Origin of the sequence: Aureibacillus halotolerans (genome assembly GCF_004363045.1) — a bacterium.
Taxonomy (GTDB): domain Bacteria; phylum Bacillota; class Bacilli; order Bacillales; family DSM-28697; genus Aureibacillus; species Aureibacillus halotolerans.
In genome coordinates this window covers 42,944-54,858 of the sequence record NZ_SNYJ01000009.1, presented here as the reverse complement: position 1 = coordinate 54,858, position 11,915 = coordinate 42,944, and the positions used below count along the sequence as shown (strand labels likewise).

Genomic DNA, 11,915 nt, shown 5'->3' with positions numbered 1-11,915 from the left:
AGATGACATACGCAAAACGAACAACGGCATGGATGCTGCTAGATTCACTGCTGTTGGTTTTTGGTTTGTTCATGGCAGAGCAACTCGTCAATATGCCACTAAATCAAAACGTTCTTCTCGTCACAATGGCAGCGATTGTGATTAGTCACCACGCGCTAGCCCATTTGTACAAGCTGTATAAGAAGGTATGGTCGTACGCAAGCGTTGGCGAGCTGATGATGATTTTTATCGTCGCTACATTTGCCCAGTTGTTGACAGCAATGACACAGATGCTTTTGTTTCAAGAAATGACTCCACGAGTTCTCGTCATTTCCTGGATGTTTCATATATTGTTTATCGGCGGCGCGCGTTTTTCATGGCGTATGGTTCGCAGTCGCTGGCTTCCTGGGAAAAAACCTGGCGTTCGTACATTGGTCGTTGGAGCAGGTTCAGCCGGCACAATGGTTGCACGCCAACTGCTGAACAGTCATCAGGCGCTAATACCAGTGGCCTTTATTGATGACGACGGGCAAAAGCGGGGTATGGAAATCATGGGACTTCCCGTTTACGGAGGCACCGACAAGATGCTAGAGGTCGTCAACGAAAAAGAGATTCAGCATATCGTCATTGCCATTCCTTCCCTCCCGAAAGACATGCTTCGAAAGCTCGTTTCCGTTTGCCGGAAAACAAACATTAAGACGCAAACCCTGCCGCACATTGAAGATCTCATTTCAGGCAAGGTGCAGTTGAATCAGTTCAAAGATGTCGAAGTGGAAGACTTGCTTGGGCGTGAACCCGTTCGCCTTGATACTGAAAGCGTAGCTGGCACGTTAACAGGAAAAACAGTGTTAGTAACAGGTGCTGGAGGGTCGATTGGCTCGGAGATTTGCCGTCAAGTAGCGTCATTTACGCCAGGTCGACTAATCTTGTTAGGACACGGAGAAAACAGCATCTATTCTATTGAAATGGAGCTGCGTCGTTCATGGCCTGATTTGCCGATTGATACGGAGATTGCCGATATTCAGTATTACGACAAAATGGAGAAGGTGCTTCAAAAGCATGCGCCAGAGGTGGTGTATCATGCAGCCGCTCACAAGCATGTGCCTTTAATGGAACGGAACCCTGAAGAAGCCATTAAAAACAATGTCATGGGCACGAAAAACGTAGCTATGGCCAGTGACGCTGCGAACGTCAAAACCTTCGTGATGGTTTCAACAGACAAAGCGGTGAACCCGACGAGTGTCATGGGGGCATCGAAGCGTCTTGCTGAAATGATCGTGCAGCATATGAACAGTCAAAGCCACACTCGTTTTGTTGCGGTGCGCTTTGGCAATGTGCTAGGCAGTCGCGGCAGTGTCATTCCACTGTTTAAGGAACAAATTAAATCAGGCGGTCCCGTCACCGTAACGCATCCCGACATGCGCAGGTATTTTATGACGATTCCTGAAGCTTCACGTCTCGTCATTCAGGCAGGTGCGCTTGCTCACGGCGGTGAAATTTTCGTGCTTGATATGGGTGAGCCCGTTCGTATTGTCGATCTTGCCCACAATCTTATTCATCTATCCGGGTATTCTGCTGATGATATTCCAGTCACCTTTACGGGGATGCGTCCTGGAGAAAAATTATTTGAAGAGCTGCTAGGCGCAGATGAGGCCGGTCAGCGAAAAGTACATCCGAAAATTTATGTCGGTAAAACGGCGACGCTGTATATTGGTGAAATTGAACATTTGCTTGCGACCTTTTCTAGTATGTCTGGACAGGACATTCGGAAGGCCGTCCTACACTTAGCGAACCGTCAAACCAAGGTACCAGAACCAGCCGCTCAGCTTGTGAGTTCCTGGTCATAAATAGAGATAGAATACAGAAAAAAAAGGGTTTTACCGGAGTGTGTGCACCCACTGGAATGAAGATTGAGCACGTTGAGGAAGAAAGCGAGCCGAAATGCGGAGGAAGCGAGCCTAAAATGCAGGAAAGCGAGCCGAAATGGAGGGAAAGCGAGCCGAAATGCGGAGGAAGCGAGCCATTCCGTGAAAAGCGAGCCCAAATGAAGAGGAAGCGAGCCCAAAAAGCGGGAAAGCGAGCCCAAACGGAGGGAAAGCGAGCCGAAATCACCGGAAAGCGAGCCCAAACTAAGATATTTAGATCCCACTGGCGCCGAGCGATAAACAATTTATCGCCCGACTGCGCCTTTTTGTTGCGAGACACAGACAAAGCCAAAGGAGGTTGCGAGAGTGAAATTTGCCCTAATTGGCTGCGGCCATATCGCGAAAAAGCACGCTGATGCCATCGTAACTAGTGAGTCTTCCACGCTAGCAGGTGTATATGACACATCATCTGAGACGGCGCGAACGTTTGCTGAGCAGTACGACACAAAAGCCTATGCGTCACTGGACGCCATTTTGAATGATCGCCAGGTGGAAGGCGTTATTATCGCTGTTCCTAGTGGGTTTCATGCCACCATCGCTTGTGCGGCGGCGCAGCATCGCAAGCATGTCATCGTGGAAAAACCGATGTCCATTACGCTTGAGGATGCGGATCGGATGCTTCGTGAGTGCACGAAGCATCGCGTAAAGCTTGCCGTTGTCCACCCTAACCGCTTTCGTCCGGCTGTGATGGAAGTAAAGCGGTTGTTGGACAGTGGTGCGTTCGGGCGTATTAGCCACGTGAACGCAGCTGTTCGTTGGAATCGGAATCAAGCCTACTATGATCAATCATCCTGGCGCGGAACAAAAGCATTGGATGGCGGCGTTCTCATGAATCAGGCGATCCACCACCTCGATTTATTGCTTTGGTTAATCGGCCCAGTGGACAGCGTGTTTAGTATGCAGGCGACACGCTTTCGGCGGATGGAGGCAGAGGATGTGTCCACTGGCGTACTGCGTTTCGCCGATGGTGCGCTAGGCATCGTTGAGGCAGCGACCACTGTTTATCCGAAAAATCTTGAGGAAACGTTATGCATTTTTGGCGAAAGAGGCACCGTCAAGCTCGGTGGTGTGACAGCCAATTGGATCGAACATATTGATATTGAAGGCATGAACGAAATGGAGACACAGTTGCTACTGGATAAAATCAAGACCGATCCCGTCGGACAGCCCGGACACCACGCCATCATTGAAGATTTTGTCCAAGCGGTGAAAGGTGGACGGGCACCAGCCGTAGCTGGTGAAGACGGTCGCGCCGCTCTTGAGCTCGTGGATGCTTTCTATCGTTCAGATGCGACACAGCAACCGATTACATTACAAAGGAGTGTGCAGCGTTATGCCAGCACAAGCTAATACAGTAAAAGGCAATGCGAGCAAAGAGCAGCTGATTCAAAAACTTGAAAACAAAACCGCCGTTATCGGAGTGGTGGGGCTCGGTTATGTAGGCTTGCCTCTGGCCGTTGAAAAAGCGAAGGCGGGGTATTCCGTCATTGGTTTTGATGTTCAACCGAACCGCGTGCACATGGTCAACAATAGCATTAACTACATAGGCGATGTCATCGATGAAGAGTTGTCCCATATGATTGACGCTGGTCGTTTGCAGGCGACGACGGATTACTCAAAAATCAAGGAAGTCGACGCCGTCGCCATTTGCGTACCAACCCCATTAGATATTTACAAGCAGCCCGACACAAGCTATGTCGAGAGCTCAGCGATGGAAATTTCCCGATACTTGCACAAGGATATGCTCGTTGTACTTGAAAGCACAACGTATCCAGGCACAACGGAGGAAGTCGTCAAGCCAATGCTCGAAATGTCCGGCTTACGCTGTGGTGAAGATTTCTTTATTGCCTATTCGCCAGAGCGTGTCGACCCAGGCAACAAGCATTTTAATACGAAAAACACACCAAAGGTTGTTGGCGGCATGACAAAGGCTTGCACGGAAGTAGCGGCTGTCATGTACCGCTCTGTGCTTGATGGAGAAGTGCACGAAGTATCGTCACCAGCCATTGCTGAAATGGAGAAAATTCTTGAAAACACGTATCGTCATTTAAACATCGCCCTTGCCAATGAAATGGCGATTCTCTGCAACAAAATGGACATTGATGTGTGGGAGGTCATTCAGGCGGCATCGACAAAGCCGTATGGGTTTTCAGCCTTTTATCCTGGACCAGGCCTTGGCGGGCACTGCATCCCAATCGATCCTTTTTACCTCACATGGAAGGCGCGTGAGTTCAATTACCACACACGCTTGATTGAAACAGCGGGTGAAATCAACAATTCAATGCCAGATTTCGTTGTCAATCGTTGTTCACAGGTGTTGAACAATGAAGGTCGTTCCTTACGTAATGCTCGTATTCTCGTTCTCGGCGTCGCTTACAAAAAGGACATTTCTGATTACCGTGAATCGCCAACATTGCCAATCCTCCAATCGTTCGAGGAAAATGGTGCGAACTGGCGCGTGCACGATCCGTTCGTTTCAGAATTCCCGTTATCGAAAAAGACTGTTCGTACGGTTCCCCTTACAAAGCAAGAGGTTGAAGCGGCTGATCTTGTGCTCGTGACAACTGACCATACGAATGTCGATTACAGCTTGATTGCCGAACATGCGAAAGTCATTTTTGATACGCGCAACTGCTTTGGACAGCTAGAAACAAAAGGCGAATACTCCAAGCTATGAAGCAGGTTGGCATCATAGGCTCCTATGGCGGAGGAAGCATTGGAGACGAAGCGATTTTAAAAGGTTTGCTTTCAATGCTTGATGAGCATCGAACCGCAATAGACATCACGGTGTTTACAGGCAACGACAATGTGACGAGAACCGCACTTGGCAAAGCAGGGGAAGGCATCTCCTTTGTCAATTGGAGCGCCGCGCGACCTAAGGCTGCCTCGGTCTCTAGTGGTGGTCAGCAGCCACGTTCGCTAATCAAGCAGACCTTTCTTGCCGTAAAAAAAGCATCGCCAACGGTGGCGGCCTACGCAGATGAAGCGAGACGCCGCGCCAAGAAAATGAAGCGCATTTCACCGAAGTTGTTCAACGGACTTGATGTGCTCATTTTTGGCGGTGGCAATGTATTGATGGACATTTACCCGACATGGGTGTTTTTTTTACAGGAAGTATTGGCAGAAGCGAAAAATGCCGGTGTGCCAGTCGTGTTTTTAGGTGTTGGAGCGGGACCGTTAAAATCAGCGGCTGCCAAGCATACGATGAAAAAAATCGTTAGCACCTGCTTTGTGTCTGTACGAGATCAGGGCAGTGCCGATGTGATTGAGAAGGTCACAGGCGTTGCCCCTGTCGTGCATGCGGATCTCGCGCTAGGACTGTTTCGCGAGCATGAGCCACTGGTGCGAAAGTCTGAAAACCTTCATATCGGCGTCACGGTTGTGCCCTACTATGCTGATTTCTATTGGCCGACTCATTCGCCAGAGATCTACAAGGCCTACACGACAAACATGGGCGCCGTGCTCGACGCAGTGCTTGTGAAACACTCTCAAGCGAAGGTGACGTTTTTTGCGACCAATTATCCTGCGGATGAACAGGTCGCTAGGCAGGTGCAGGCGACCATGAAAACAAAAGACGCTGTGGCGGTAAACTCGACGCATATGAGCGTTGAAGCATTGCTTGACACGACATCCGAATTTGACCTTGTGCTTGGTACGCGTTTGCATTCCCTGATTCTCTCACTTTGTGCGGGGACGAATGTGGTTGCAGCGAATTATCAGCCGAAGGTCAATTATTTTATTGAACGTATTAACAAGCCAGCCGACTACTTGTCGATGAAGAAGCTCAGTCAGCCTTTAACCCCGGATCAAATCGAAGCGATGGCGGATCACATTCTAGCCATTGCCAAAGAGGGAACGAAAACCTTTCATGAAGCAAGAGTACAGCTGAAGTATGAGCGCCAGCAACTCGAGGACACCTTGACTCGCATTCTGGCAGACGAAAAGGTGGCGTCACAGCTGTGAAGACCTTTATGAAAAATGCCTTTATGACGTTGTTACGACAAATGGCGGGTATTGGCGCAGGGTTGCTGACGACGGTGCTGATTGCGCGTGAGCTAGGGCCGTCCGGTCAAGGGGCTTATGCATTAGCGATTTTATTGCCAACGCTACTGATGACGTTTATGAATCTTGGCGTTGGGCAATCGTCGGTTTATTACATCGGGCAGAAACAGATTAATGTGGCTGACGCGTGGAAAACGAATACGATCACAGCGGCGATGCTCAGCACGCTTGCCATTGTTGTCGGCGTCCTCATCGTTTTGTTTGGCGATGCTTTTTTTGGCGCGCTTGACAACACACTGCTTATTGGGATGCTTTTTTTGCTGCCGGTCTTGTTTGCCTCTCGTTTCTTTCAGGCATTGTTTCAAGCGGTAAAGGATTTTGCCTCCTTTAATATCATCGTGCTAACGACACATCTGAGCTTACTAGCAAGCGTTTGGCTGGCACTGTCTGTCTTTCATCTCGGACTCCCCGGTGCCCTTATTGCCTATGCCGTCGCTCAAATCGTGACTTTAGGTGTGGTTGCCTGGCTGCTTCGTTCACGCCTCCAGCTGACATGGAAAAAGGCGACATGGCGTCCAGGCTATATGAAATCGTCAATTGCGTTTGGCAGTAAGGCGTATATGAGCAATGTGATGGCGTTCTTAAACTACCGCGTCGATCTCTTGCTTGTGTCGTTTTATTTATCCCCGGCGGCTGTTGGTATCTATTTTGTTACCGTATCGTTTGCAGAAAAGCTTTGGATGGTCTCGCAGGCGATCACAACGGTGCTCTATCCGGAAATTGCCTCGAGCAAGTCGGAGTCTGAAAAAAATCGTCTCACGTCTACCGTCGCCCGAATGACATGTGGGCTGTCGCTCGCGATGGGTGTTGTGCTTTGGGTTATTAGTGAGCCTGCTGTGCACCTCGTCCTCGGCGCTGAATACGCACAAGCTGCTGTTGTGCTGAAATGGTTGTTGCCCGGCATCGTCCTCGGTGCAGTTGCTAAAATTTTCTCCAATGACGTTGCAGGACGAGGCAAACCGGAATACAACCTGTATGTGTCCATCGCCATGGTCGTGTGCAACATTCTCTTGAATATCGCCTTTATCCCTTGGCTTGGCATTAAAGGCGCAGCGCTGGCAACATCGGTGACGTATGGCATCAATTGGCTCATCAAATGCCTTATTTTCCGCCGCATGACGCATATGCCATGGCTGACCTTTCTATGTGTTCAACCAAAGGACATCGAAGCCTTGTGGCACTTCGTAGCGAGGCGCCGGCGAACGGCCGTTTGATGATAGAAAGGAGTGCAACGGTATGCATGTGTTAATTGTCCCTTCTTGGTATCCGACTGAACGCCAGCCGATTGGCGGCAGTTTCTTTCAAGCCCAGGCGCAGGCGCTTGCCAAGCACGGCATTAAGGTGACCGTCGCTTACCCTGAAATTCGCAGTCTTAAAGAATGGCGGACGGCCGGACAAGTGGGGAGAACGAAAACAGATCAGGATGGGGTGACCACGTATCGTAGCATTGCTTACAGATGGCGTCTCTGGAAGCAGCAGCCTCCTCGTGAGCTTTACCGTAGAGAGCTTGAACGCCTGTACGATCAAATTGAAGCGGAAGAAGGGGTCCCAGATCTGATACATGCCCATGCTAGCTTTTGGGGTGGCTGGGCAGCAGGAATGCTCGCCAACATTCATCAACTTCCCTTTGTGTTAACCGAGCACGCCTCTTCCGTTGGGCAGCAGCGACTCACCTCTGAACAGGCGAACGTGCTCCCGGCGATTGTCGAGCAGGCGAACGCAGTGTTGGCAGTGGGTGGTGGACTAGCTGCCACGATTAAAGAAACGACTGGGCGTTCGCCAGTCGTGGTGCCGAACATCGTCGACACGGAACAATTTAACATCACCCAATCGAGGCAACAGCAAAACGAACCGTTCCAGTTTTTTAGCTGCGCCCTTCTTACAAAAGGCAAGGGCATGCATGAGCTCTTGACGGCGTTTGCTTCGGCCCACAAGAACAGCGCTGCCAGACTTGTCATTGGCGGCGATGGACCTGAAAAGGCATCTCTTATCAAACTGGCCCAATCACTGCAAATTGATGAGCAAGTCACGTTTTTAGGGATGCTTTCTCGCAGTGACGTTATCCGGTCGATGCAGGCGTGTGATGCGTTTGTGCTTGCTAGCCACTACGAAACCTTTGGAGTCGTGTACATTGAAGCAATGGCGTGCGGAAAACCAGTCATTGCCACAGCGTGTGGAGGGCCAGACGCATTTGTCACAAAAGACAATGGCCTGCAAGTGCCCGTTGGTGATGTCGCTGCACTGAGCAACGCCCTTCGTAAGCTCGCTTCAACGATCGACACCTATTCACCTCAGCGTATACGTGAAGGCTGTATTGCAAGGTTTAGCGAAAGAGCCGTCGTGTCTCAACTAGTAGACATTTACGAGCCCATTATTGATACGAAAAGGAGGCAAAGAAGCGGATGAACATCTTGTATGTGACCCCGATGTGGAGTGGCTTAAAGGATTTAATTCTCGAAGGCAAAACAGAGCCCCGGGGCATGCCAGCGTTTTTACGCCCGCTGAAACGGTTGCGTGACGAAGGCCATCAGGTGACGCTTCTAGTAGGCACTCCGACCCCTGAACAACCGCTCGTCATCTCGGTCCCGTGGCTTGTGAAGGAAGACGTCATCTGTGTGAAATGGCAGGCGAATGGAACGCAAAAGCTCCTGTCCCCATGGCGAATGTACCAGGCTGTTCGTCAGCAACTGAAATTGAAATCCTATGATTTTGTGTATGGGCACGGGAGCCTTTCTGTTGTAGGCAATCTTGCTGCCAATCATGCCAATGTTCCTTGTGGCATGCGATTGTATGGCACCTTTTTAGCCGACAAGGCAACGGGAGGACCAGCGACACAGGTTCGTAAGCAGCATCCGCTCGAGTATTATGCCTATCGACTGCCGAAAAAGTTCATGCTGATGACGAACGACGGCACGCGAGGCAATCATGTGTATGAAGCGCTCTGTCCAAAACAGACAGAGCCGCCGTATCGCTTTCATTTTTGGCTTAATGGAGTGGAGCCAACGAAAAGCGAGGGCAGGAAAACGGCAGAGGACCAGCCGTTTTTGTTTTTCCCCGCCAGGCTTGCTCGCTGGAAGCAGCAACACTTAGCTGTTGAACTTCTCCACGAGCTTCACGAAAAAGGCCACAAGACGCTTCGCCTTCAATTTGCCGGCCACATTCAGGATCACGCGTACTGGAAGGAGATCCAAGCGCGAGCAAAACAGCTCGGGTTAGAACGCTACGTGACCCATATTGGCACACGTCCGGCACAGGAGATGGCGCAGTTGTACAATGATGCGTTTGCTGTGCTTTCGCTGTATCAAGTGTCTAATCTAGGCAATGTCTCCATAGAAGCGTTGGCGAATGGCGCCCTTGTCGCCGCCTTGAAGGATGGCAGTTTGGATGAAGTGATCGTGGACGGAGAAAACGGTCTGTTGTTTTCCGATACGAAGGAAGGGGCAGACAAGCTTGCTGCGCTGCTCGCCGATCCGTCAGCAACCGCACGAATCCGCGAAGAAGCCCTACGGCGTGCGGGCACCTCCTTTGACAGCTGGAGTGAACGAATCACACGCGAGATGGACTTAATTGAAGCGGCGGTTCAAACATGATTGATCAAAGTCAACTTGCTCGACCACAACGAGCCATACTATGGCCGCAGACGCTCCTAGCTTTCTTAGGCTCCTTTGAAGTCATGTTCGTGCTGTTTTTATTTGCAGGGCGCTACAAAGCCCTTATCGGATCATCAATTGATCTAACCGCTGTAACGTTCGTTTTGTCGGTCGCCGGAGGGTTGCTATTACTATGGAAGAAACACGACCAACTGCCGGTGCAATCGTTGTATTGGCTGATTGGGTGGGGAGCCTTTGTCGTGTACGCCGTGGCATCGCTGATGTGGAGCCCGAGTGTTGTGTATAGCAGGGAGAAAGCGATGCTGCTCTTGACGTTGTCTAGTTGGTGCGCGATCGCTTCGGCCCTCATTATCGCACCTGATCCAACGCGCATTCGTCGTTTTTTTCGAGCAGCCGTTTTACTGACCGTCACCATTGCCGTTGTTCGTTGGCAGGATTTTGTTGCCGCTGTGCCTGCGGCGTACGCGGGCATTACAGATTATTTAGGTGTAGGCATCGTTGTTGCGTTAGGCGCGACGTTGCTGTTTAGCTATGCGCTCTTTTTTGCCCGCAAATGGCCGCTAAAGCTGGCGGCATTTCTGTTTACCGCTGTATTGCTGTTTCTACTGATGCAAATTGGGGCACGTGGACCGCTCGTCTCGTTTTTGGCGGCCATCACGTTACCTGTTCTCATCAACATCGTTCGGTTATTCACGACGTCGCATGTGCAGCGTTACATGGTCTTTATTGGGGTTGCCGTCATGGTGGGGATCGGTTATCTCATCTATGCCGCTTCACTCGATCAGCTCCCACGAACGCTATGGCGCATGCTCGTGCTGTTCAGTGGGCAAGGCGATTTTGGCGATTCTGCCGATGCCAGGCTTGATCATTACAGCAATGCTTTGGCGTTGTTTAGCCAATCCCCGTGGATCGGCAACGGACTAGGGTCGTGGCCAGTAATCAACGGCTACAACGACACGCGTTCCTATCCACACAACATTGTGCTTGAGTTGATGGTCGAGCTTGGACTTATCGGCACTGTGTTGCTCGCGATTGTGCTCGTTTGGAGTCTTTGCCGTGTCCCTTGGCGCCGCCTCGCTCAAGCACCGATGGCGATGACAACCGTCATGCTGCTGCTTTTCTTCCTCGCTGGTGCGTTCGTGAGTGGGGACTTGAATGACAATCGCCTGATTTTCGCCTTCGCTGGCATGCTATTGTTTTTATCGAAAAAGGAGGCTGAACAATGACGAAGGTATGTTTTCTAACCTCCGTGCACAATCCGTTTGACACGAGAGTGTTTTATAAGGAAGCGGTTAGTCTTCGGAAGGCAGGGTACGACGTTACACTGATTTGCCAAACGCCTCAGGAGGAAACGATTGAAGGCATCCGTCTTGTGCCACTGCCTCAGCCGAAGAACCGTCCTGAGCGCATGTTGAAAACGACATTTGTACTGTTACAAAGGGCACTGAAGGAAAAAGCCGACATTTATCACTTTCACGATCCTGAGCTCATCGGTGTTGGTCTCGTGTTGAAAGCCAAGGGCTACCACGTCATTTACGACGTGCACGAAAATGTCGCCGAGCAAATGCTTCATAAAGAATGGCTGCCATTTAAGTCGGTGTTTGCCGCGGGTTATCGCCAGATGGAACGGCTGGCAGGACGGGCATTCCCGCTCGTGCTCGCTGAAGACTCCTATGAAGCCCTGTATCCACCAGCATGGAAAACGTGGACGGTGCGGAATTTTCCTGACTTGACCTTGTTCCCGACGCCTCCTGAAAAAAAGGAGCCGTACATCGTATACCTTGGCGGTGTATCACAAATTCGTGGCGCTGATGTAACACTCGACGCACTTAAGCTGCTAAAGGATGCAGGGACGCCGGTGCGATTTGAATGTATCGGAGCCATGTCCTCAGCGGATGAGACACGGCTGCGCGACAAAGTGCAGCAATACGGACTTCAAGACCTCGTTGTCTTTCACGGTCGCATGAAGGCAAAGGACGCTTACCGAATCGTGGCAAAGGCGTTTGCTGGACTTGCTGTGTTAGAACCGATCGGAAACTACGTCAATTCCTACCCGACAAAAATGTTTGAATATATGGCGCTTCAGGTGCCAGTAATCACATCAAATTTTCCTCTTTATCAAGACGTCGTGAACGCATCCTCGTGTGGATTTGTCGTTGATCCACAGGACCCAAAGGAAATTGCGGAATCCATACGCACACTCGCCGCTGATCCAGCGCTTGTGAAATCCGTTGGCCAAAGCGGACGAGCGGCTGTCGAACGGTCCTACAATTGGGCCAACGAAAATGAAACGTTGCAGCAGCTGTACCGAAGTCTACAGCCAGCTCATTCATAAAAG

At 50.6% G+C, this 11,915-nt stretch carries 9 protein-coding genes; all 9 read left to right on the top strand.

Annotated features, from left to right (window positions below):
- The first annotated feature begins 2 nt into the window (after positions 1 to 2).
- The 9 genes from EV213_RS11765 (at position 3) to EV213_RS11725 (ending at position 11,912) form a co-directional block, all read left to right on the top strand.
- Positions 3 to 1,826: a polysaccharide biosynthesis protein gene (locus tag EV213_RS11765; protein WP_133580742.1), complete on the top strand. Its 1,824-nt coding sequence runs from the start codon at positions 3 to 5 to the stop codon at positions 1,824 to 1,826.
- A gap of 384 nt (positions 1,827 to 2,210) precedes the next feature.
- Positions 2,211 to 3,254, top strand: coding sequence for a Gfo/Idh/MocA family protein (locus EV213_RS11760; protein WP_133580741.1), 1,044 nt, complete (start codon positions 2,211 to 2,213; stop codon positions 3,252 to 3,254).
- Positions 3,238 to 4,581 (top strand): nucleotide sugar dehydrogenase, encoded by a 1,344-nt coding sequence (locus tag EV213_RS11755; protein ID WP_133580740.1) that lies wholly within the window; start codon positions 3,238 to 3,240, stop codon positions 4,579 to 4,581. The genes EV213_RS11760 and EV213_RS11755 overlap by 17 nt, the downstream gene beginning before the upstream one ends.
- Positions 4,578 to 5,867 (top strand): polysaccharide pyruvyl transferase family protein, encoded by a 1,290-nt coding sequence (locus EV213_RS11750; RefSeq protein ID WP_133580739.1) that lies wholly within the window; start codon positions 4,578 to 4,580, stop codon positions 5,865 to 5,867. Before EV213_RS11755 ends, EV213_RS11750 begins: the two co-directional genes overlap by 4 nt.
- A complete protein-coding gene (locus tag EV213_RS11745) occupies positions 5,864 to 7,180 on the top strand; it encodes a flippase (protein WP_133580738.1) in 1,317 nt (438 codons plus the stop codon). The genes EV213_RS11750 and EV213_RS11745 overlap by 4 nt, the downstream gene beginning before the upstream one ends.
- Before the next feature lie 22 nt (positions 7,181 to 7,202).
- The gene (locus EV213_RS11740; protein ID WP_133580737.1) at positions 7,203 to 8,372 is read left to right on the top strand and encodes a glycosyltransferase; all 1,170 of its coding nucleotides are present in this window, start codon (positions 7,203 to 7,205) and stop codon (positions 8,370 to 8,372) included.
- Entirely contained in the window at positions 8,369 to 9,556 is a 1,188-nt protein-coding gene (locus EV213_RS11735) for a glycosyltransferase family 4 protein (protein ID WP_133580736.1), read from the top strand. The genes EV213_RS11740 and EV213_RS11735 overlap by 4 nt, the downstream gene beginning before the upstream one ends.
- Entirely contained in the window at positions 9,553 to 10,803 is a 1,251-nt protein-coding gene (locus tag EV213_RS11730; protein ID WP_133580735.1) for an O-antigen ligase family protein, read from the top strand. The genes EV213_RS11735 and EV213_RS11730 overlap by 4 nt, the downstream gene beginning before the upstream one ends.
- Entirely contained in the window at positions 10,800 to 11,912 is a 1,113-nt protein-coding gene (locus EV213_RS11725; protein ID WP_133580734.1) for a glycosyltransferase family 4 protein, read from the top strand. The genes EV213_RS11730 and EV213_RS11725 overlap by 4 nt, the downstream gene beginning before the upstream one ends.
- Positions 11,913 to 11,915: the final 3 nt, after the last annotated feature.

What these genes read in the sequence shown, in the direction of transcription:
- EV213_RS11750 (WP_133580739.1), top strand. Translation starts at nt 4,578, where the DNA reads ATGAAGCAGGTTGGCATCATAGGCTCCTATGGCGGAGGAAGCATTGGA.
- EV213_RS11725 (WP_133580734.1), top strand. Translation starts at nt 10,800, where the DNA reads ATGACGAAGGTATGTTTTCTAACCTCCGTGCACAATCCGTTTGACACG.
- EV213_RS11735 (WP_133580736.1), top strand. Translation starts at nt 8,369, where the DNA reads ATGAACATCTTGTATGTGACCCCGATGTGGAGTGGCTTAAAGGATTTA.
- EV213_RS11730 (WP_133580735.1), top strand. Translation starts at nt 9,553, where the DNA reads ATGATTGATCAAAGTCAACTTGCTCGACCACAACGAGCCATACTATGG.
- EV213_RS11755 (WP_133580740.1), top strand. Translation starts at nt 3,238, where the DNA reads ATGCCAGCACAAGCTAATACAGTAAAAGGCAATGCGAGCAAAGAGCAG.
- EV213_RS11740 (WP_133580737.1), top strand. Translation starts at nt 7,203, where the DNA reads ATGCATGTGTTAATTGTCCCTTCTTGGTATCCGACTGAACGCCAGCCG.
- EV213_RS11765 (WP_133580742.1), top strand. Translation starts at nt 3, where the DNA reads ATGACATACGCAAAACGAACAACGGCATGGATGCTGCTAGATTCACTG.